Source organism: Vibrio sp. 397, assembly GCF_033339395.1.
Taxonomy (GTDB): domain Bacteria; phylum Pseudomonadota; class Gammaproteobacteria; order Enterobacterales; family Vibrionaceae; genus Vibrio; species Vibrio alginolyticus.
This window is the reverse complement of sequence record NZ_JAWOUN010000005.1, coordinates 252,842-275,675: the sequence shown is the minus strand read 5'-3', so window position 1 is coordinate 275,675 and position 22,834 is coordinate 252,842. Positions and strand designations below refer to the sequence as shown.

General features: G+C 45.4%; 19 protein-coding genes. 10 read left to right on the top strand and 9 right to left on the bottom strand.

Features of this window, described 5'->3' with window-relative positions:
- Positions 1-28: 28 nt before the first annotated feature.
- Both R7P36_RS10980 and R7P36_RS10975 read right to left on the bottom strand, forming a co-directional pair.
- The gene (locus R7P36_RS10980; RefSeq protein WP_213899440.1) at positions 29-3,793 is read right to left on the bottom strand and encodes a translocation/assembly module TamB domain-containing protein; all 3,765 of its coding nucleotides are present in this window, start codon (positions 3,791-3,793) and stop codon (positions 29-31) included.
- The gene (locus R7P36_RS10975; protein ID WP_213899439.1) at positions 3,790-5,502 is read right to left on the bottom strand and encodes an autotransporter assembly complex protein TamA; all 1,713 of its coding nucleotides are present in this window, start codon (positions 5,500-5,502) and stop codon (positions 3,790-3,792) included. The genes R7P36_RS10980 and R7P36_RS10975 overlap by 4 nt, the downstream gene beginning before the upstream one ends.
- A gap of 167 nt (positions 5,503-5,669) precedes the next feature.
- Between R7P36_RS10975 and msrA the strand changes: the two genes are divergently transcribed.
- On the top strand, positions 5,670-6,308 hold the full coding sequence (msrA, locus tag R7P36_RS10970; RefSeq protein ID WP_213899438.1) for a peptide-methionine (S)-S-oxide reductase MsrA: 639 nt from the start codon (positions 5,670-5,672) through the stop codon (positions 6,306-6,308).
- 70 nt (positions 6,309-6,378) lie between these two features.
- Here the strand turns inward: msrA and R7P36_RS10965 are convergent, their stop codons facing one another.
- Entirely contained in the window at positions 6,379-6,579 is a 201-nt protein-coding gene (locus tag R7P36_RS10965) for a DUF1107 domain-containing protein (RefSeq protein WP_005379612.1), read from the bottom strand.
- 215 nt (positions 6,580-6,794) lie between these two features.
- Here R7P36_RS10965 and R7P36_RS10960 point away from each other — a divergent pair, with 215 nt between their 5' ends.
- The 7 genes from R7P36_RS10960 (at position 6,795) to R7P36_RS10930 (ending at position 12,415) form a co-directional block, all read left to right on the top strand.
- Entirely contained in the window at positions 6,795-7,346 is a 552-nt protein-coding gene (locus R7P36_RS10960; RefSeq protein WP_053349700.1) for a YtfJ family protein, read from the top strand.
- 226 nt (positions 7,347-7,572) lie between these two features.
- Positions 7,573-7,872: a DUF2607 family protein gene (locus R7P36_RS10955; RefSeq protein ID WP_005379608.1), complete on the top strand. Its 300-nt coding sequence runs from the start codon at positions 7,573-7,575 to the stop codon at positions 7,870-7,872.
- Between the two features lie 134 nt (positions 7,873-8,006).
- The gene (zrgA, locus tag R7P36_RS10950; protein WP_213899437.1) at positions 8,007-8,651 is read left to right on the top strand and encodes a zinc uptake protein ZrgA; all 645 of its coding nucleotides are present in this window, start codon (positions 8,007-8,009) and stop codon (positions 8,649-8,651) included.
- Positions 8,652-8,703: 52 nt separating this feature from the next.
- On the top strand, positions 8,704-9,432 hold the full coding sequence (locus R7P36_RS10945; protein WP_318122139.1) for an ABC transporter ATP-binding protein: 729 nt from the start codon (positions 8,704-8,706) through the stop codon (positions 9,430-9,432).
- Positions 9,429-10,688 (top strand): ABC transporter permease, encoded by a 1,260-nt coding sequence (locus R7P36_RS10940; protein WP_053306844.1) that lies wholly within the window; start codon positions 9,429-9,431, stop codon positions 10,686-10,688. Before R7P36_RS10945 ends, R7P36_RS10940 begins: the two co-directional genes overlap by 4 nt.
- 4 nt (positions 10,689-10,692) lie before the next feature.
- Positions 10,693-11,187: a DUF3299 domain-containing protein gene (locus tag R7P36_RS10935; protein ID WP_005379600.1), complete on the top strand. Its 495-nt coding sequence runs from the start codon at positions 10,693-10,695 to the stop codon at positions 11,185-11,187.
- Positions 11,188-11,509: 322 nt separating this feature from the next.
- A complete protein-coding gene (locus R7P36_RS10930) occupies positions 11,510-12,415 on the top strand; it encodes a TIGR03899 family protein (RefSeq protein ID WP_005379599.1) in 906 nt (301 codons plus the stop codon).
- An 89-nt stretch (positions 12,416-12,504) separates the two neighbouring features.
- Here R7P36_RS10930 and cysC read toward each other — a convergent pair whose 3' ends face one another.
- From cysC to cobA, 5 genes are all read right to left on the bottom strand, one after another.
- Positions 12,505-13,122, bottom strand: coding sequence for an adenylyl-sulfate kinase (gene cysC / locus R7P36_RS10925; RefSeq protein WP_005379598.1), 618 nt, complete (start codon positions 13,120-13,122; stop codon positions 12,505-12,507).
- A 24-nt stretch (positions 13,123-13,146) separates the two neighbouring features.
- Entirely contained in the window at positions 13,147-14,871 is a 1,725-nt protein-coding gene (locus R7P36_RS10920) for an SLC13 family permease (protein WP_005379596.1), read from the bottom strand.
- Positions 14,872-15,122: 251 nt separating this feature from the next.
- Positions 15,123-16,553 (bottom strand): sulfate adenylyltransferase subunit CysN, encoded by a 1,431-nt coding sequence (gene cysN, locus R7P36_RS10915; RefSeq protein WP_017633444.1) that lies wholly within the window; start codon positions 16,551-16,553, stop codon positions 15,123-15,125.
- A gap of 18 nt (positions 16,554-16,571) precedes the next feature.
- Entirely contained in the window at positions 16,572-17,480 is a 909-nt protein-coding gene (cysD, locus tag R7P36_RS10910) for a sulfate adenylyltransferase subunit CysD (RefSeq protein ID WP_005379592.1), read from the bottom strand.
- Between the two features lie 59 nt (positions 17,481-17,539).
- Entirely contained in the window at positions 17,540-18,415 is an 876-nt protein-coding gene (gene cobA, locus R7P36_RS10905; protein WP_031780800.1) for a uroporphyrinogen-III C-methyltransferase, read from the bottom strand.
- Positions 18,416-18,690: 275 nt separating this feature from the next.
- Here cobA and cpdB point away from each other — a divergent pair, with 275 nt between their 5' ends.
- The gene (gene cpdB / locus R7P36_RS10900) at positions 18,691-20,652 is read left to right on the top strand and encodes a 2',3'-cyclic-nucleotide 2'-phosphodiesterase (protein WP_318122138.1); all 1,962 of its coding nucleotides are present in this window, start codon (positions 18,691-18,693) and stop codon (positions 20,650-20,652) included.
- Positions 20,653-20,749: 97 nt separating this feature from the next.
- Positions 20,750-21,328 carry a Crp/Fnr family transcriptional regulator gene (locus tag R7P36_RS10895; protein WP_318074011.1) on the top strand — a complete coding sequence of 193 codons (579 nt, stop codon included), beginning with the start codon at positions 20,750-20,752 and terminating at the stop codon, positions 21,326-21,328.
- 43 nt (positions 21,329-21,371) lie between these two features.
- Here the strand turns inward: R7P36_RS10895 and dbpA are convergent, their stop codons facing one another.
- Positions 21,372-22,751 (bottom strand): ATP-dependent RNA helicase DbpA, encoded by a 1,380-nt coding sequence (gene dbpA, locus R7P36_RS10890; protein ID WP_301578031.1) that lies wholly within the window; start codon positions 22,749-22,751, stop codon positions 21,372-21,374.
- Positions 22,752-22,834 lie beyond the last annotated feature (83 nt).

Below are 22,834 nucleotides of genomic sequence, written 5' to 3'. Positions count from 1 at the left end.
TGACTGTGTATGCTTAGGTTAAAGCACTTTAATCGAACTCAAACTGATAGAGTAGGTCAACGGCGCTATCTACACCAGATACCGCTTCTAAATACAAGTCTTGCATCAATCGGTAACGCACAGTGAACTCACCTAGGGAGTTAAAGATGCCGACACCATATTTCACCTGCAAACCAGGCAGAATATAACCACTCACCGTCACTTGCGAATCATCGCCCGACCCAGCAGTGTCCAGCTGTAAATCCTGTACGCCAAAGGCTTCACCGATTTCACCAACCACACGCCCACTCTTCGCCAAGCTTAAACCAATTAAGGTAGTAGTCATTGCATTACCACCGGCTTCACCATCAATATCTTGACCACGAAGTAGATAAGAAAGTGCATTGGCTTGGTTCATCGCGGGCTCTGAGAAAATTTCTATACTCGGATCAGATGCTGGGCCCGACACTTGTACCCCTGCAATGACATCATCTTGGGTATTGTCTGGATTACGAATCGCTTTGATAGACAAGTAAGGTTGATCTGGTGGACCATTCATCAGAATCTTACCTTCTTTAATCAATAAGTCCTGACCAAACGAACGATAAGAACCATCGACAACATTCACTTCACCAACGATGAACGGACCTTTGTCTTTTTGTGTCACGTTTAGGCTCCCTTTCAACCCACCTTTTAAGCCAAAAGCGGCAAGTTGGAAGTCATCACCAATTTTAATGTTGATGTTCGTTTCCACATCAAACGGCATCGCAGCCACATCGTCCACTGGCTGCAAGTTTTTATCGAGAATAACGGTATCACTCGATACGCCTACTGCACTTGGTGGAAGCTCTTCGACGACAATTCTTCCCCATGGCAAATTAATATCACCCTCAATTTTCGCAAGCTGAGGGGTCACATCTATTGTCATGTCAGGCTCAACTTTGATTTTTACCATTGGAGGCACATCAACATTGAGCTCTTTAGCAAATACACGCGCTTTAGTGCGCCAGTTCTGTAAGTCCTGCCAGTCGGCATCACCGGTAACGTTCAACTCACCATCCGGGGTTAAAATTCCGGCATCCAAGTCCGCTTGATGGCCTTTAAAGTTGATGACGACCTGCCCTGAGTTTATATCTATCGGTGTGACTTCACCCTGTAGCTTCATTTGGTCAATCAAGAACTGACCGTTCACCTTCGGATGCATAACTTCACCTGATATCGCTAGGTCAGTATTCATGTTTGCTTTAAACAAGCTGTACTCACCAATCAACGGTGCCAAGAAGTCCAAGTGGAACGTAGAGAGTGAAACCTTACCATCAATAGTGGGCTTTTCAGACGAGACATTCAGTAAAGAAACCTTACCAGACAAGTCACCGTTACCTTTCACATCAAATAGCCACTCGGCATCAAGCTTGTCTTTCGCTAATGCTGCTTTAAAGTTGAAGCTTTCCCAACCGACTTTAATTGGCTGTTCAAGCGCTTGTTCAACTTGGCCTTTTGGCATATTGACACTTAAGGTTACTTCAGGCTTTTTCTCTGGTGCCCATTTAGCAAAAGCCTGTGCATTAACCGAGCCTTGCAGCTTGGTTTCTGGCGGCAGGAATTGTTTGATTTGGTCAAAATCAAAATCATTGATGGCTAACTTCGCCTGGCCACTCTTACCGACACTAATGTCTTCGGTTAGACATACGCTCGACTCCGCTTGCAACCAACAATGCGCTTGAACGTTCGCGATCTGTTTGTCGATATTGACCTTCACCGCGGTCGATTTTTGCAACGCCCACGGGCCTTGTTGCGAGCTCAGCGTCAAGCGGCGCAGCGCCCCATCCCAAATCATTTCTGGTTTCTGCTGGAATGTCCCTTCAATTTCTAAACTGGTCGACACTAGGTCAGACACTACATCGAGCGTCAGTTGATGCAGTTTTTCATCCCCAGAGACTTCAAGGTCAGCACTATCAACTTTTATGTCGTCATAGGTAATGTTGTTCGCAATTAGGCTTATGTTCGCTTTTGGTGCTGGCAGAGGCTTCACATCACCCTTTAAGGTGATCGTTTCTACGTTCGCCTGTTGCTGCCAGTTTATCTGATTTAAAGCGAGATCAAGATTGATGTCTGGTTCTTTCAAGCTACCACGTAGTGCGACTTTACCTTGCATTTTACCTGCAAGGTCCGGAACACTTTTTGCAAAATCAGGGAAGTTAACCTCAACATCCATCAGAATTTGCTTATCGATCTTACCCTTTGCACTCAGTTGGTTCGGGCCATGAGAAAGCGCTAAACCCTGAGTGGTAAGTTGGATGTCTTCGCCTTTGCCGTTCTTATCAGACGCTTCAAGTTGCCCTTCAACATTCAGCGGATACCCTCGCAAAATGCCGTCAATGTCTAACTTAGGCAAACTGACTTGCCAACCACCTTGTTCTGTTAACGACCCCGAAGTCGAAAGATTACCGCTGATATCCCCTTCGGCTTCTTTCCACTGCAATCCTGGTTGAATGTTCTTCAGGTTTAAGTCAGCTTGCCAGTTGATTGGCGCGGCCCAATTGGCCATGACTTTCCCAGAGAGTTCGCCCCCTAAGGTTTTCACTACAAGGCTTTCGAGGTCAATTTGCTCTAACGTACCTTTGCCGTTTAGTGCGACATCAACGGCGGGAATATCTTTGCCCGAAGCTTTGGTTTCTAATGCGACTTCGTAGCCATCAAGTGAGCCTTTTGCCACCAAGCTTGGTACAGAAACCTGGTAATCGCTTTGTCCAAATAGCGGCCATTGCGCCTGTACATTTTTAATCGCGACATCAAACGGTAACTGCGTTTTAAGCGGTTGAATATCACCTTTGATCTCCGCTTGTACAAGCTCAGAAAGCGTAGCATTTAGTGACAAATCACCAACCGAACCCGAGACCGAAAGCGACAGTTTTTGTCCCTTCGCATCCGCTTGCTTCACTAACGCGTCCAGTTGCGCTTTGATAGGGTAATCAGAAGAAAGCGTCACTTGTGTGCTCAACTTGCCTTCCACTTCTGGCATGTCGAGCTCTAACGTTTTGACATCAACACGCTCACCGCCTGCTCTTGCAACCAAACCAAGATGATTGACGATCACTGGCGTTTCACCTGCCAGTTTGAAATTGTGAATATCAAGACGACGCGCTTCCACCGTCAGTGGAATCCATACTTCGGGTAACACAATATCTTGCGGCGTAGCATCGGCCTCTTTCGGCTCTTCAACAACCGCTTCTGGGGCCGCTTCACTTGGTGCGAGCGCAACATTAATGTCTTTCAACGCGGTAGGTGCGATCACCAAACGATCACCTTGCATCGACAAAGCGGTCGAGAACGTTTGCCAATCAATTTGATTGCCCAGCACATTGACGTTGATGTCATTAAAGCTGACTTTATTAACAAAAATTGGCACTGGCGTACTGATAGAACGCAGTGGTGGTGTTTCCTCTTGCTCCTCGCTTGCTGGCGGTAGCTCTGGCATCTTAAAGTCAAGCCCCTGCAGTCTTAACTCATCGACACAGACCTTAGGGTCAAAGAAACAGCGGAAGTTCACTGCCAAAGCTAAACGCTCGACTTTGGCGTCGATATTCAAAGACTCATCGACAAAACTGACGTTATGCAGTTCGAAGCGAGGAAACAATGAACCCTGCACTTTTTCAATCTGCAATTGTGGTAATGCTTTTTCAGCTCCCCACAAGGCAAATTTGAGGCCTGGGTGGGTAAACAAAACTGTCGCGACAATAATGATGAGCAACAGCAATAGACCAATCAAACTGAGCGACAGCCATTTGGTCCACTTAAACATCATTTTGATCATAGCTCAGGCCCCAATGAGAAGTGGATACGAAACTCTCGTTCTGGTTTTGCATCCAACCCCCATGCAAAATCAAAACTAACAGGGCCCACCGGAGACGCCCAGCGGATACCAACACCAGCACCTGATTTCCAATCTGGTGTTTCATTAAACGCATCACCAATATCGTAAAACGTTGCAGCCCACCAGTTTCCATAAACACGATATTGGTATTCTAATGTACTGCTAACAATGTATTTACCACCCGTCAAAGCACCACTCTCATCCACAGGTGAAATAGATTCATAGCCGTAACCACGAATATTATTGTCACCACCTGCGAAGAAACGCAGCGACGGTGATAGCTTTTCAAGTTCATCGGTAATATTCGCACCACCTTCTAAGCGGAACAAACCACGATGATTCTCTCCAATACCACGAATCCAAGAAGTCGAGCCAATTAAGCGGAGCACTCTAGTTTCAGAAAGCATAGCGGTATCACCATACTCAATAGTGATGCTTTGCTTGTCTCCCCACATTGGCATATTGCCCCCTCGAACCCTAGTCCGAGAAAATGTCGCACCTGGAAGTACGAAGTTGAATTCATCATCTTGTAAACCTTGCGTAAAGCTCTCGTACAAATGACGAACATAAACGGTATTATGCCAACCACCGTCTGCTAACCAATGACGCTCCACTGCAAGGTTAGACTCGATACTCTGCGTGTCACGGTTGTCTAGGTTTTTAAGCCCATATTGAACTTGATAATAATCGTTAGCGACATCTTCTAAAGGAATTTTGTAAGAAGCAGTCACGGTTTGCTCTGGCTTAGATAGGGATAAAGCGGTGTTGAAACTGTGTCCTCGGGAGCTCACCCAAGGTTTCTTCCACTTCAACGTTCCTCGAACGCCGACATCCGTTGAGTAACCAATACCCGTCTCAATCTGATTCTTGGAAGCAGGAGATAAAGACACTTTAATTGGCAAGTCTCGGCCATCATCAAGCCTATCCAATTCAGGCTCAACAAAAACTGAGGAAAACCACTCCGTATTTGATAGCTTCTGATTAAACTCGCCCAGCTTCGAAACGTTGTATGGGTCCCCTTCTTTAAAAGGCTGTAGTGATGCGACACGGTCTTCCCAGATGTGGTTGCCAATAAAAGAAACGTCGCCAAAATTGAAACGTATTCCACTGCTGTAGTGCAAACGGACATTAGCTTCGTTCAGATCAGGGATAACCTCTAATCGACTTAGCGTAAACTCACCGTTGAAGTAACCACGCTGAAGCGCCAAGTTACGAATGCCTGACTTAAGGTTGTCGTATTGGCCTTGATTCAAAACTTGACCAACTTTTAGCGGAGAGCGCTCAATAAGTTTTGCAAACTCTTCATCGTCTTTAGCCTCTCCAGTGATGACCACATCCATGACTTTCACTTTCACTGGCAAGCCCGGCTTGATGAGCACAATTAACTCATCATTCGCTTCAGGAATAGAGTATGAAATTTTTGCATGATAATACCCAAGCGCGTTAAGCGCTTCAGTGATACTTTGATCTAATCTCGCTTGAAAACGCAGAGAAGTGGAGTAATCCTTCTCTGGAATAGATGATAGATACGCACTGACATTCTCTTCTAAAGCGCCATCAATGCCTTTCAAAGTCAAAGAAACATCGGCATAGGCACCATGAGAAAAGGCAAACAGGCCAACAATGGTGGGGAGAGCTTTTTTTATCATGCTTTTATGGCTGAATGAGGTTAAGTAAACGTAAATAATGATAACGCCAATTAGATTCTAAGTCTGTAATATTAATAGGTTTAACGCGGTCTATGTCATCACAGCATCAGATACAGACGAAATGAAAAAGTTCGCAAATTTAAGACACGTATTGAAGGATAAATACCATGCTCAACAAACAAACATTGATCAGTATAGAAGATGCCTTGCCAGGTAGAGATCAACCAATGCAGATTGACGATCATCATTTTGTAAACAAATCTAACCTAAAGGCGCCTCTGGCGTTACACCAACAGCAGATTTTGCTCGGAATGGGCTGTTTTTGGGGCGCTGAGCGCGTATTTTGGCAACTCGACGGCGTTGTATCTACTTCGGTCGGTTACGCTGGGGGGTACACAGCCAATCCCACCTATGAAGAAGTCTGTACGGGTAAAACGGGTCATACAGAAGTCGTTCGAGTCGTTTTCGATGAACGCGTCATCTCATTAGAAAAGCTACTGGCTGTTTTTTGGGAAAAACACGACCCAACTCAGGGAATGCGTCAAGGTAACGACTTAGGTACTCAATATCGTTCTGCAATTTACACTTATTCGACGGAGCAGCTCGAGAGCGCAGAGAAATCGAAACTCTTGTATCAGCAAGCACTACAAGAAGAGCAGCGCGCGAACATCACCACCGAAATACAACCAGCAGGTCCGTATTACTTTGCGGAAACCTACCACCAGCAATATTTGGCGAAAAACCCTGATGGTTACTGTGGTATCGGAGGAACGGGAGTTTGCTTCCCACCAAGCCTCCAAGGATAAACCTAGCCAGCAACAAAAAGAGCGACCGATATGGTCGCTCTTTTCTAAATCTAAGTGGGTACCAAGCTAACTAAGCCGATAATGATGCTATCACTTGGTTGACTTCTTTAAAGATGGTGAGCCTTTTATGATCGTTGACGTCAGGTAGTAACACTTTGCCATTGTCGAACTGAAAACAACCAACCCCGACAATAAAAAACTGACCTTTGAACAACGTTTTAACAAAACGGGCCACTTGTAATGGTCGATATACAGCAAACTCACGTAGCATAACTCACCTCAATTCCTTTGAGAAAACACGGATTGCTTATTTTTCCTCTGCAATCTTAATGCGCAATTTGCGACGGAACTCATTTTAGCAAATTCTAAATATAACGCAAGATTACACCACTCCATACGTTAAATAAATGTTATAAACGGTCCTACAAATTTCTAAGATCTGGATATATACTGGAAGCTTCCAAACCTCGTACGGAATATAACAATATGAAAACTAAGACTCTCCTAGCTCTACTACTGGCCTTAACGCCAAGCTTGACCTTTGCACACAACTTGTCAGTAGGAAAAAGCGTTCCTCCTGTCAATGTTGCCGCTTACGGCGAGATTGTTTTACAAGGCGAAGGCGTTGCATACCAACCCTGGGCAACTCAACATATGCAAGGCAAAGTTCGTGTTATTCAAGCCATCGCAGGCCGTAGCAGTTCAAAAGAGATGAATGCCCCTTTAATGTCGGCAATAACAGCGGCAAATTTTCCACAAGAAAGCTACCAGACCACGACTATCATCAACCAAGATGATGCAATTTGGGGGACAGGCTCGTTCGTGAAGTCTTCAGCTCAAGACAGCAAAAAAGAGTTTCCTTGGTCATCCATGGTTCTTGATGAAAATGGCGTAGTTGCTAATACTTGGGACCTGAAAGAAGAAAGCTCGGCCATTATTGTTCAAGACAAAACGGGCAAAGTTCTGTTTGTCAAAGAGGGCGCACTTGAGCAAGATGAGATAACAAAAGTCATTGAGCTTATTAAACAGAACATCTAGCTTCATTGAATGGCTCCTTGTTCTTGTTGTAAGGAGCTATATGAATTTGATTAGAAGCATGGGCAGTGACAACTCTGCTCTTTATAAGTGCGACACTTCCACAGAGAGTATTACCAATATTTTTCGGCACGTATGTGTGGAGTTAAATTTTTCTGCTAGCCAACAAAAGAGTGAACTTTTATTCATTATGGGTGTTATATTATAACAGTCGGTAAGAGGAGCTCAGATGTACCACCACCAGCAAAAAACACTAAGATATTGGTATCGCACTGCTTTATTTTTCAGTGTTGCGTTGCTGATCGCTTGGAACTTTGCGGTTGTACTTCATCAGGTCGATCTGACGCCCGACCATCATACCCATCATCATTGCCAATTATTTTCTGGTGTTCAGCACGGTATAGCAAAGGTACAACCTACCCTCTCTACACCGACTTTTACGCGCGCCCAGCATCATCATGTTTTTTTGCATCTCGTGTACGGCGAAGAAGTTCTTGGCGCTGCTCGTGCCCCTCCTTATTTTGCTTAATTTCCAAACTATTCCACACTCAAAATTATTGAGTTCATTTCCGCACCTAGTGTGTCAGGGAACAATAACTTAGTGAAACTCGAATCTGAGCAATACCGCCTTTGGTTAATGCCAGTAAAATTAGGAAAAATACAATGTCATCAAAACACGTTTTAGCCCTTGCTATTGGCCTCACTTTATCGACAGCAGCGAATGCAAACGAATACCGCCAGCATGGTGCTCATGTGCATGGTCACGTCGAGTTTAATATCGCCCAAGATGGCAAAGATCTGTTAGTAGAGATTACAGCTCCTGGAGCTGATGTTGTGGGTTTCGAACATGCTCCAGAAAACGCGCAACAAGAGCAAGCGCTTAAACAAGCCGTCGCTACACTCGAAGACAGCAACGCATTGTTCGCTATTAACTCACAAGCTGATTGTAATGTTGAAGAAGCTTACGTGAGCCACAACCTAAGCGAAACTCATGAGGAACATGATCATAGTGAGCACGACCATGATGACCATGCACATCACGATCATGAAGGGCACGAACACCATGATCATAATGAACATCATGATAAACATGACGATCATGATGAGGCGCACGATCATGGCGGTCACGGTGAATTTTCGGTGCAATATCGCTTCAATTGCGAACAAGTTAATCAGCTTAGCCAAATCCAAACCGATTGGTTTAACCAATTCCCAACTACAGAGTCCATCAGCGTCAATATATTCACTGATACCATGCAATCAGCAATTAAATTAAGCAAAGATAACACCCAAATCGTAATCAAATAACACGAGTGGCGTGTAAGTACCCACTTACACGCCACAGCTTTGGTGATTTAATATGACTGAAACCACACCAAATGTTGTCGAGCTAGAGGATGCCCAATTTTTCTGGCCCGGTTCAACCAACGCAACCATCCACATCCCCAAATTACACATTACACAAGGCGAGCATGTGTTTATCAAAGGTCCAAGTGGCTGCGGTAAATCGACCTTGCTCGCTTTGTTGACGGGGATTAACACATTAACTTCAGGCTCTCTATCTGTACTCGATACTGACCTTGCTAGTTTCAGTGCCAGTCAGAGAGACCTCTTTCGCGCCAATCATATTGGCTACATCTTTCAACAGTTCAATTTATTGCCGTACCTTAACGTACTTGAAAACGTATTATTGCCATGTCAGTTCAGTAAAATACGACGTGACCGTGCCCATTTAGGTGCCTCATCTCAAACGTTAAATGAACAGGCTCAGGCCCTACTAGAACGACTGCACTTGCCAAACGAGCTTCATACACGCCCTGTCTCTGAATTGAGTATTGGTCAACAACAACGTGTGGCTGCGGCTCGAGCTCTGATAGGACATCCAGAGTTAGTGATCGCTGACGAACCAACCTCAGCTTTAGACTATGACAATCGTAAGGCATTTATTGAGCTCCTTATGGAGCAAGCGAATCAAGCCAATGCCACACTGGTATTCGTTAGCCACGACCCAACACTCGAACCCTTATTCGATCGCACGCTCAATCTACCCGACATTAATCAAGTATCTAGCCTAGGAGCCATATCATGAGTGCTGTTGTAAAGCTCGCCTGGAAAAGCTTGATGAACCGCAAAGCGACGGCAATTCTAACCATCATGACAGTTGCGATTTCAGTGGTACTCCTCTTGGGCGTCGAGCGTATCCGAACTCAAGCCAAGGATAGCTTCGCCAATACAATTTCAGGCACAGACCTCATTATTGGTGGACGCTCTGGGCAAGTGAACCTATTGCTCTATTCTGTGTTTCGTATTGGTAATGCGACCAACAACATCGATTGGAAAAGCTACCAAGAGTTTGCCAATCATCGTTCAGTCGATTGGGCTATTCCAATCTCGCTTGGCGACTCGCATAAAGGCTTCCGAGTTATGGGAACCAATCACAGTTACTTTGAGCATTACAAGTTTGGAAGTAAGCAACCACTAACATTTGGCAAGGGTAGAGAATTCAATGGTTTATTTGAAACCGTGCTAGGTTCTGATGTCGCTAAACAACTTGGTTATGATATCGGTAGCGAAATCATCATTGCCCACGGCATTAGCGACGTTGGCTTTAGCCGTCATGACAATCTGCCATTTAAAGTTGTCGGTATCCTTGCTCCTACAGGAACACCAGTCGACAAAACTGTCCATGTATCATTGGAAGCCATCGAAGCCATTCACGTTGGGTGGGAAAGTGGTGCGCGTTTGGGCCCGACACCCAAGGCACAAGATCTCAAAAACAGAGACTTTCAGCCCAAACAAATTACCGCTATGCTCGTTGGTTTGAAATCTCGTATTCAAACTTTCGCCCTGCAAAGACAAATTAACACCTACCCCAAAGAGCCGCTTAGCGCCATTATGCCCGGCGTTGCGTTGCATGAGTTATGGGGAATGATGTCGGTTGCAGAGCAAGCCCTAATGGCAGTATCTGGTTTTGTCGTGATTGCAGGATTGTTAGGTATGTTAAGCAGTCTATTAACTAGCCTACAGGAACGCCGCCGTGAAATGGCGATTTTGCGTGCCATGGGAGCAAGGCCTCGTCATGTTTTCTCACTATTAATTAGTGAAGCTAGCTTGCTCACTGCTGCTGGTATTATTACTGGCGTTACTGGGCTGTATGCCATTCTGGCTATCGCGCAGCCGATCATCCAACAGCACTATGGAATACATCTCACCTTAAGCATCTTATCTACTTATGAGTGGATGCTATTAGGTTTCGTACAATGCGCTGGTATTGTGATTGGTTTCATTCCCGCACTCCGCGCCTACCGACAGTCACTGAGTGACGGAATGACAATAAGGATTTAATAAAATGTGGAAAAAAATACTCGCAAGTTGCTTGCTGGTCGTCGCATTCACAGCGCCTGTTATGGCCAGCGAAGAACCATTAAAGCTTGACTGGATTGACCTTGTTCCAGAAAAAGAGCGTAAATTGTTCGACAGTATAGGCATGCCTGCATCTGATCACAGTGGTGGCGCAGCCCAGCAGTCCAAGATTGGTAACGTTCGACCAGAACTGAACGGAAGCCAAGTTAAAATTCCAGGGTTTGTTATCCCACTTGAAGGTGATGCCGATACCGTCACCGAATTTTTATTGGTGCCATATTTTGGAGCTTGTATTCACGTGCCACCACCGCCTCCAAACCAGATCATTTACGTGAAGTTTCCGAAAGGCGCGCCTGTTCAAGAGTTGTGGGATGTTATATATGTGGTTGGAACGTTGAAAACCGAGACGATAAACCACGAACTGGCAGAAACGGCTTACGTTATTGAGGGATCAGAAATAGAAGCCTACGACGATATGTAATTTAAGTCGTCGATAAGCCTCGCTACACCTAAGGCGTCACACTGGCGCCTTTTTTAGCTTTGTGCTACACGATATAACGAGATAAATACGCTAATACGCCCACATAAATAACCAAAAGAAACGCTATCGACAGGTGCTTTTTGAGTTTACCTGCTTCTGAGAACTTCATAGCCCCTCCAAAATAACGATAACAATTTTAACAACTCATTATCATTTTGAATAGCCCTATTCGTTCAAAAACTGAGAACTCCTGTCTGGTCGCTTGGTCAGATAAGGTGTAAATTTAAACGTGCGAACCGCGCAGTTCTTGGTAGGAAAACGAATGGCAGACCCGACAAAGCAACCTGTTGTCATCGAACATCAGTCAGACACAAAAAAAAATACGCAACAAGAAAAGAAACAAGGCTACATAAAAGACAGTGCTAGTAAGGTAAAAACCATAGCCCAAATACACGGTCTTGACGCCTTACTGCAAACCGAACCGCCAGCCAAATCTGCGTTTGAAAGAGCCCAATTGCGAGAGCAAAGACGCCAAGAACAGCGACAAAAAAACTTAGAACAGATTTTAAAATTAGCGCACAGTTCATGCCGAGATGAGACAGCGGGAGAGCCAGACCAAGATTGGTTGCATCGATTTTTTGAGATGGCTCAAGACATCCATAACAGCGCGATGCAAAAGCTATGGGCTCAAGTGATGAAGCGTGAAGTGACCAATCCGGGTTCAACGTCCATGAAAGCGTTGAAAACCCTCAAGGATATGTCACCAAAGGAAGCACAAACTCTGCAAAGAGCCGCCTCTTTAGCGTGCAGTTTTGGAGGGGATCACAGCAGAAAACTGCTGATTGGTTACAAAGCGCAAGGAGGCATATTTAGCTTCGGCAAGCGAGACGTCGCTAACAGCCTAAATATGGGAAGTTTTCAACTGCCGTATTCAAGCTTGTTGCTCTTAATTGAATTAGGGCTGCTGCACAGTGCCGAACTTGAATCTGGCGAAATTAGTATCGAGACACCGTTGGTCCTCACCTACCAAGGTAAAAACTTATCACTGAACGTAAACAGCAAAGGTGTCCGCCTTTTATATTACCGCTTCACACCGACAGGTAATGAGCTCTGTACCTTACTCGGAAACAAACCACATGCCGAATACTACGATCAAATGCTTGCACTGTTAAATCATAGGTTTAGTGTCCATAGTGAAGCTAAAAGTACGGTTCATCATACCGTCTAGCCAGCTTGAGAAGCATTTGTTCACCTATGATCCAAATACTTCTCAAGCTGCTCAAAGAGCTTTAGGTCACCTATGATCTAAATGCTTTTTTATCGAATCACACCGCGTTGTTTAAGATCGATTAAGCACAAATCCACCAGCTCATCGACACTCTTTTCTCCCGCGGGCAAATCGATTTCAGGGTTCTCTGGCGCTTGATATTCCGAATCAATACCAGTGAAATTAGGAATCTCTCCCGCACGGGCTTTACGGTATAAACCCTTAGGATCTCGACCTTCGCAAACCTCTAGAGATGCATTGACATACACTTCGATAAACTCGCCTTCTGGCAATAAATCGCGCACTAACTTCCGCTCTGCACGATGCGGTGAAATAAACGCCGACAGAACAATTAAACCCGCATCTGCCATCAACTTCGCCAGTTCACCAATGCGACGAATGTTCTCGCGACGGTCCTGTTCAGAAAAACCTAAATCGCTACACAAACCATGTCGTACATTGTCACCATCCAATAAATAGGTGTGGTAACCCAATGCTGCAAGGCGATTTTCCAACGCCCCAGCTACGGTTGATTTACCCGCTCCAGATAAACCAGTGAACCACAATACGGCAGGTTTTTGCTTCTTTAATTCAGCACGAAACTGTTTATCAACCGAATGCTGGTGCCAAACAATGTTTTCATCTTTTACCGTCGTTTCGGCAGTCATAACGTATCCTTGTAAATATCGGAATTAAAACGGGAAAAAGACCGGGATCAAAGTAAGTACTAATACAGAGTACACAATCGAAATTGGCACTCCAATTCTCACGTAGTCGGTCAATTTGTAATTTCCTACGCTGTACACCAGCAGGTTAGTTTGGTAACCGTAGGGAGAGATAAAGCTCGCACTCGCGCCGAACAAAACCGCCATGATGAATGGCATCGGATCCACGCCATAACCCACCGCCATGCTATAGCCGATAGGAAAAGAAAGCGCAGCCGCGGCATTGTTTGTCACCAATTCAGTGAGTACCAATGTCATGATGTAAGTCGCCACCAAGGCACCAAATACTCCCCAGCCATTAAACGCTTCAATAAACATCACTCCCATTCTTTCTGACAATCCAGAAGAGATCATCAGTTGAGCAATAGACAAAGCGGAACCGACAATCACGACGATATCAATCGGAAAACGGCGGCGCAGTTCTGAAATCTGCACAATACCAAACGCAATAAGCGCGATAAGGTACGCAGCTAGACCTTTAATAATCGGTACTAACTCTAATAGAGCGCATCCAATTACGGCTGCAAAGCCCAGTAATACAATGGAAGACTTATTAGTATCAAGCCGAGCGCTAGAGTCCAAGTCATGCACTAAAACAAACTCTTTACGATGAGCTCGGCGTTCAGACTCAAAACGCTTGCCTGGAACCAGAACTAACGTGTCCCCTGGCGCTAAGGTAATGCTACCCAAGCCACCTTCTAGGCGTTCGTGGCCTCGGCGAATCGCCACAACAACGGCATCGAATCGGTCGCGGAATCGGCTCTCTTTGAGGGTTTTGTAGCAAAACGTCGCCGACGAGCTCACCACAACTTCGATAAAGTTTTGCCCATTTAAGTGCTGCTGACCAAACAACTTGAGGCCCGGAATTTCTTGCAGGGTCGCGACGCTCTCAACATCGCCACAAAATAACAGGCGGTCTTTTGCATTGAGCACAAAATCCGGTCCCACAGAAGAAACAGTAACACCATCGCGCACCACTTCTGCAAGAAACAGTTTGCGCAGCGCACGTAAATTATTCTCGCTGATCGTACGCCCAACTAACGGTGAGCCTGGCTCAACGCGAGACTCAAGAAAGTAAGGTAAATCTTCTTGGTTTTGATCATCATAATTCGGTAGCAAGTAGCTGAGCGGGATAAGAATCAGCATCCCTCCCACCAGCACAGCCAAACCTATCATCGTGGGTGTAAAAAAGCTCAGGCTCGGTAAGCCTGCGTCTTCGACAAAGCTGTTGATGATTAAGTTAGTCGACGTACCAATCAAAGTTAACGTGCCACCAAAAATGGCGGCGTAAGACAAGGGAATAAGTAATTTCGAAGGTGCATGCTGCTGATTACGCTTAATCGCCCCAATCAATGAGACAACCACAGCGGTATTATTCGTAAATGAAGAAAGCAAGGCGGTCGACACACCGAGCTTAGCAATCACGCTGCCTAACTGGCCCTCAGAGATACTTCGGCTCACCCAACTGATCAGCAGTGTTTTTTCTAGAGCACAGGATGCAAGAATCAATAGAACCAGGGTTAACAATGAAGAGTTGGTAAAATTGGATGCGATAGTGGCTGAATCCATCATCCCAGCCATGAATGCAATAAAAGCGGCACCCGCAAAGACATAACTAGGCTTAATTTTCGTGACAAGCAAGCAAGTGATAATGCCAAGCAAAATCGCTAACACAAACCCTTGTTCCCACATAGCCTTTCCTTACCAAATAGCCCTAAAGAGCACAACAACGACTCATTTATCCATGAGACACCGACAAACGAGTAAACAGACAAAAATCAGCGCAAGCGAAAAGAACATCAGAATGCTCGGTTTTCTTGGGCTCCACCGAAGCACTCTGGTATTAGGAGAATACCTAACGACATTTCGCAATTCAGTTAGGTAGCGACGCCCCAAGTACAACAGCAGACAGAGCCTGAAATTATCGTACTTGGGTAAGCCAGTTACTTTTTCAGAAACTGGCTGACGTCTTTTGCTTCCCAGTGTGGGAAGTGTTTACGGACAAGCGCATTAAGCTCAACTTCAAACGCAGAGATGTCCGTCAAATCGCGCTCAACCACGGCGAGGCTCTCTTTAACCATGCCAGCACCAACCGTCACGTTTGTCAGACGATCGATAATGATAAAGCCACCGGTATCTGCACAGTCTTGATAATTGTCCAGCGCTACTGACTCATTAAGAGACCATTCACACAAACCAATACCATTCAATGGCAGCTCTGCCGAGCTATGAGTCGAGAGATTATTAATGTCATATTGATGACGAATCGCTTCAACATGACCTACGGTTTTCTTACCTGCGATTTTGATGTCATAGTCACGACCCGGTTGCAGGGGTTGCTCAGTCATCCACACCACATCGGCAAGCAAATGGTTTGTGGTTTCCACTTGAGCATTATCTAGAACAATTAAGTCGCCACGGCTAATATCGATCTCATCGCTTAGCGTCAGAGTGACAGCTAATCCAGCACGAGCTTCTTCGATATCACCATCAAAGGTCACAATACGTGCCACAGTTGACGTTTTACCCGATGGCAATGCTTTAATGGCATCACCGACTTTGATCGAACCAGAAGAAATGGTCCCCGCAAAACCACGGAAATCGAGGTTAGGACGATTAACGTATTGCACAGGGAAGCGGAATTCACCCGCGCCTTTTTCTTGATCCACATCGACCGTTTCAAGAAGCTCAAGCAATGATGGGCCTTTAAACCAAGTCAGGTTTTGGCCTTTATCCACCACATTGTCCCCTTCAAGCGCTGAGATCGGGATGATTTGAATATCAATATCCCCAGTCAGATTCTCAGAGAACTTCAGATACTCATCGCGGATCTCTTCAAAGCGCTCTTGGGAGTAATCCACTAAGTCCATCTTGTTGATCGCCACAACAAAGTGCTTCAAACCCAACAGGTTGGAAATGAAAGAGTGACGACGAGTTTGATCGAGAATGCCCTTACGTGCATCAACCAGAATCACAGCTAAGTCACAAGTCGATGCACCTGTAGCCATGTTACGTGTGTACTGCTCGTGTCCAGGAGTATCTGCAATGATGAATTTACGTTTCTGCGTCGAGAAATAGCGGTAAGCCACATCAATCGTGATCCCCTGCTCGCGCTCAGCTTGTAAGCCATCGACCAACAACGCAAGGTCAGGCTTTTCACCCGTGGTGCCCACACGTTGGCTGTCTGAATGCACTGCCGCTAGCTGATCTTCATAAATTTGTTTTGAGTCATGGAGTAAGCGACCAATTAATGTACTTTTACCGTCATCCACCGAGCCACAAGTCAAGAATCTAAGTAACGACTTGTACTGGTGTTGTGTTAAATAGCCTTCGATACCAAGCTCGGCTAATTGAGCTTCAACTGCACTGTTCATTATCTTTCCTTAGATCCTTTAGAAGTAACCTTGACGTTTCTTAAGCTCCATCGATCCTGACTGATCGTGGTCGATCGCTCGGCCTTGGCGCTCACTCGACGTTGCCACCAGCATCTCTTCAATAATGCCAGTTAAAGTGTTTGCTTCAGACTCGATGGCACCAGTCAATGGATAACAACCAAGGGTACGGAAGCGCACACTCTTCTCTTCAATCACTTCACCCGGTTGAAGCTCCATACGATCATCATCAACCATGATCAGCATGCCATCGCGTTCAACAACTGGGCGTTTGTCCGCGAGGTAAAGCGGCACGATCTCGATGTTTTCTAAATAGATGTATTGCCAGATATCAAGCTCAGTCCAGTTAGACAGTGGGAATACACGAATGCTCTCACCCTTATTGACCTGACCGTTGTAGGTCTTCCATAGCTCAGGACGTTGGTTTTTAGGGTCCCATGTATGGTTCTTATCGCGGAATGAATACACGCGCTCTTTCGCCCGTGATTTCTCTTCATCGCGGCGCGCGCCACCAAAGGCCGCATCAAAACCGTACTTGTTAAGCGCTTGTTTTAAGCCTTGAGTCTTCATGATGTCAGTGTGCTTAGAAGAACCATGAACAAACGGACTACAGCCCATGGCTAGACCTTCTGGATTCTTATGTACCAAAAGCTCAAAACCGTATTTGGCCGCGGTGCGATCACGAAATTCAATCATCTCGCGGAACTTCCAATCGGTGTCGACATGCAGCAATGGAAATGGAATCTTACCTGGGTAAAAAGCTTTACGCGCTAGGTGCAGCATCACTGATGAGTCTTTACCAATCGAATACATCATGACTGGGTTATCAAACTCAGCCGCAACTTCACGGATGATGTGGATACTCTCCGCTTCGAGTTGTTTAAGGTGAGTTAAACGTTGTTGGTCCATGTTTTGTATTTCCTTTTTAAGCTTGAAGGCGCATTACGTCTCTAATCTTTGGTCTGAAATTATATGGAGTTGGCAATAGCACTTTTGTTGAATTCAGTACTAGACAAAAACCAGTCTAACTTTTGAGACAGTCGCACTACCTCTCCGACAACAATCAAAGATGGCGACTGTGCTTCCTTCGATAAATCAGAGAGTTGGGAGAGTTCTCCCGTAAATACTTTTTGTTGAATCTGCGTGCCACGCTCAATAATGGCAATCGGAGTCGACGCTGAACGGCCATGCTTAATGAGTTGATTCTGAATATAGTGTGATTTCATCAGCCCCATGTAGATCACTAAAGTCTGATTCCCACGCGCCAACGTGGACCAATCCATCTCATCACTTTCTTCTTTCAAGTGGCCAGTCACAAAGATGGCCGATTGCGCATAATCACGATGAGTCAGTGGAATACCAGCATAAGCGGTTGCGCCAGCTGCTGCGGTAATGCCAGGGACAACTTGAAAACGAACGCCAGCATCAGCAAGCACTTCTAACTCTTCACCACCACGACCGAATACAAACGGATCCCCACCTTTAATGCGCACTACTTTGTAGCCCTGCTTGGCAAAATCCACCAAAAGCTGATTCGTCTTCTCCTGCGGCACACTGTGATGCCCAGCTCGCTTCCCAACGCACACCAAAATCGTATCGCTTGGAATCAATGCCATGATTTCTTCAGACACCAAGTAGTCGTACAAAACCACATCAGCTTGCTGCAAGCAGTTCAGTGCTTTCACCGTCAGAAGTTCAGGATCGCCTGGTCCTGCACCTACTAAGGCGACTTCACCAGGCTGTAGCGATTGCTTTGCAAAACGAGTAACACCAGCGACTGGGTTGTCAGAAACTAACCGGGGCTTTGGTTTAGGAAAAGAAGTGACTGAATCGTTCGTTGCCATGTGCTTGCTCATCGTCCATTGATATCGTTATGCAAGCATTATGGCGGGGCGTTTATATTACCTGAAATTCTAAAATTTCATTTTTTATTCAAAAATCTGCTAAGAAGTTTTTGTTTGGTCTCATTCAAAAGCGTGAAAAAGTCGGCGGTTAATATGAATAAGGTTCAGTAAACTGATTAATGTTCACAGTTTTCTGTATCTTTATCATCGAGTTGCATCTGTGTTTGATACATTACGCAGTACGATTTCCCCTTATCATTGAATTGGAGCACCAAATGAAAGTGGCAGTTCATCCTATTTCCCTCGCAGTATTAAGTGGCATGCTAACGCTTGCTGGCCCAGCAATGGCCGATACCATCAAGCTTCGTATTATCGAAACCACCGACATTCACACCAACGTGATGGATTACGCTTACTACAAAGACCAACCATCACTGCAAATCGGTTTAAGTCGCGCAGCAACAATAGTGAAACAAGCTAAGTCCGAGGCAGAAAACACGGTATTAGTAGATAACGGCGATTTAATTCAGGGCAGCCCAATGGGCGATTACATGGCGGCGAAAGGGATTAACGCTGGCGATGTCCACCCAGTCTACAAGGCGATGAACCAACTAGACTACGATGTGGGCAACATTGGCAATCATGAGTTCAACTATGGCTTAGATTTTCTACAAAAGACGTTGGCGGGCGCTAACTTCCCTTACATCAACGCAAACGTATTTGATAAAAAAACCGGTGAGCATTACTTCAAGCCTTACCTGATCAAAACCCACACCTTTAAAGACACAAACGGCGAAGCGCATCAAATAAAAGTGGGTTATATCGGCTTTGTACCACCACAAATAATGGTGTGGGACAAGAAGAACTTAGAAGGCAAAGTCTTTGCTAAAGACATTAAGGAAACAGCAGAGAAACTGATTCCTCAAATGAAGAAAAAAGGCGCAGACGTGATTGTGGCGATTCCACACTCGGGCATTTCTACTGACCCATACAAGCTTGGCGCTGAAAACTCAGTTTACTACCTCACAGAAGTTGAAGGTATTGATGCGATTGCTTTTGGCCACTCTCACGCGGTCTTCCCAGGGAAAGACTTCGCAAACCTACCTGGTGTTGATATAGATAAAGGGACCATCAATGGTGTAACGTCCGTGATGCCGGGCCGCTGGGGAAGTCACGTAGGTGTGATGGATTTGATGCTGAAAGAGAAAGACGGCAGATGGCAAGTCGTCGAAGGCCAAGCAGAAGCACGCCCTATCTTCGATAAAGTGAATAAGAAGTCATTAGCTAAAGCCGATGAAGATATTGTGAAAGCGTTAGAAGAAGATCACAAAGGCACTCGTGAATTTGTAAACCAACCAATCGGCAAAGCAAATGATGTCATGTACAGCTTCTTGGCATTAGTGCAGGACGACCCCACCATTCAAATCGTTAACCTTGCTCAGAAAGACTACGTAGAACGCTTTATTCAAGGCGACCCAGATCTTTCTGACATTCCAGTACTGAGTGCGGCAGCACCATTTAAAGTCGGCGGTCGTAAGAACGATCCGAATAACTTTACAGAAGTAGAGTCCGGTCAGCTCACCTTCCGTAATGCGGCCGATCTTTACTTATACCCAAACACCTTGGTTGCGATGAAAGTGAAAGGTAAAGAAGTTCGCGAATGGCTAGAGTGCAGTGCGGGTCAATTCAACCACATCGACATCAACAATCCTAAACCGCAATCTTTGATTGATTGGGATAATTTCCGTACTTACAACTTCGATGTTATTGATGGGGTTAACTACCAAATCGACGTTACCCAACCGCCGAAGTACGATGCGGATTGTAAAGTGATTAATCCAGATTCTCAGCGCATTGTGAATCTGACGTTTAATGGTAAGCCTGTCAATCCGAAGCAAGATTTCATCATCGCAACCAATAACTACCGTGCTTATAGCAATACTTTCCCTGGTACAGGCCCAGATTTCATTGCATTTGACGCACCAGATGAAAACCGCTCTGTCGTCGCCACTTATATTTCTCGCGTGAGTGAAGAAAAAGGAGAAGTGACACCAAGCGCTGACAACAACTGGTCTTTCGCACCGATTAAGTCCGATAACAAGCTAGATATTCGTTTCGAAACCTCCCCTAGCGATAAAGCGGCGCAGTTCATCAAAGAGAAAGGACAATACCCAATGAAACGCGTGTCAACAGACGACATTGGTTTCGCAATTTATCAAATCGATCTGAATAAATAAGGTTGATTTGACAACAACACTAAGCGGCTCTCATGAGCCGCTTTTTTGTTATCAATAAAACCCGTTAGAATAAAGAAAACCGTTTCTGAGTTATCACATGCACAGCGATCTTTTTTCAGACTTAGTCAAACATGGCTTTTTAGAGACAGAAGCAAACCAACTTATTGAAAATGGTGAGTTGCTCGAACTGCCTACACGCCACATTCTTAATCACCAAGGGGAGTTTAGCTCACATCTGTACTTCATTATTGAGGGGTTATGCCACGCAAGCTATCTCACGGAGCACGGCAAAGAATTCAGTAAAGAATTTTATTGGGAGAAGGACTGGGTTATCGGGTTTGAGAGCATAATAAAGGACCAACCTTCGCCTTACTTATTGGAAACGCTGAGCGCTTGTCAGCTATTTTGCTTACCAATTGAAACGCTGCATCAATGGCGAGCAGAAAAACACGCCATTTACTTAAAGCTACTCGAAAACCAACTGGTTAATAAAGAGAACAAAGAACGCTTTATGCTGCTCTACTCCCCAGAGGAACGATATCAACTATTTTGCGCCCATTACCCAGACTTAAAGCTACGTATTACCGATAGCCAAATAGCTGCTTATCTTGGGATCACGCCTATCAGTTTGAGCCGAATTAAAGCTCGCTTAACTAAAGATCACACATCCAAATAAACTCGAAAAAGAAAAGGCTCTTCAAACGAAGAGCCTTTCTATGCTATTTAAGAAGCCGCGCCCGGAACTGACGCCCTTTCATCTTGCCATTACTAATGGTTTGTAGGGCCTTTTTGGCAGCTGACTTCTCGACCGCAACGTAGGCGCGCATCGGGAACAGGTGAATCTTGCCAACTTGAGAGCCTAGGATACCATTTTTCCCCGTCAGACACCCTAAGATATCACCCGGTCGTACTTTCTGTTTCTTACCGCCATCAATGTTAATCGTCACCATCTTCGCTTGGTATGGCTGCTGATTTGATTTGGCAGGCAATGTTGCTGGTACCACGTCCATATCCAGGTATTCTTCAATACGAGCTACACGCAAACCGTCTTTCTCTCCAAAGAAGCTGAACGCCAAACCTTTACTACCCGCACGGCCTGTACGACCGATACGGTGTACATGAACCTCAGGATCGCGCGATAGCTCAAAGTTAAAGACTGCATCAAGGTTATCTACGTCCAAACCACGCGCCGCGACGTCTGTTGCGACAAGGATAGAAACACTCTTGTTAGCAAACTGCACCAATGCTTGATCGCGTTCACGCTGTTCTAAATCCCCATGGATATCGATAACGCTGAACCCTTTGCGATGCAACTCATCTGCGACACTTTGCACTTCTTTTTTGGTATTGCAAAAAACCACAGCGGACTCTGGTTGGTGAGTCAGTAGCAAGTTCGCCAACGCTTCATCACGCGCTTCCGAGCCTTCAACTTTATAGAAATGCTGAGCAATGCTTGAGGTATCGTGCGTCGATTCCACCTTAATGACTTCAGGCGTCTGCATAATACGCTGCGCAATTTGCTCAATTTTCTCCGGGAAAGTAGCACTGAAAAGTAGAGTTTGACGCTGCTTTGGCGCTGCATCAATAATCGCATCTAATGCGTCTTGGAAACCCATGTCCAACATGCGATCAGCTTCATCCAACACCAAGGTATTCAGCTCGCTAAGGTTAATGCGGCCTTTCTCAAGGTGATCCAAAATACGGCCAGGTGTGCCGACTAGGATATGCGCTCCATGCTCCAGCGAACCAATTTGTGGCCCCATTGGCATCCCACCGCAGAGAGTAAGCACTTTAATATTATGAATGCCACGACCTAAAGTACGAATTTCCTTCGCGACTTGATCCGCAAGCTCACGAGTTGGACACAATACTAATGACTGGACACGAAAGCGTTTGACGTTAAGGTTCGATAAAACACCCAAACCAAATGCAGCGGTTTTACCTGAGCCCGTTTTACCCTGCCCGATGACATCACGATGTTTTAGGATTGCAGGCAAACTCAAAGCTTGAATTGGCGTCATGTGGGTGTAGTTCAGGGAATCAAGTGTGGCGAGTAACGCTGGGTTTAGCCCGACTTGATCAAAAGTTTGTTTGCTCACGGGAATATCCTCAGGTGAGATGAAAAGAGGGCACATTATCACCAGATGTGGTGGGAAAACCAGTGATAATTAACCTTTGTTAA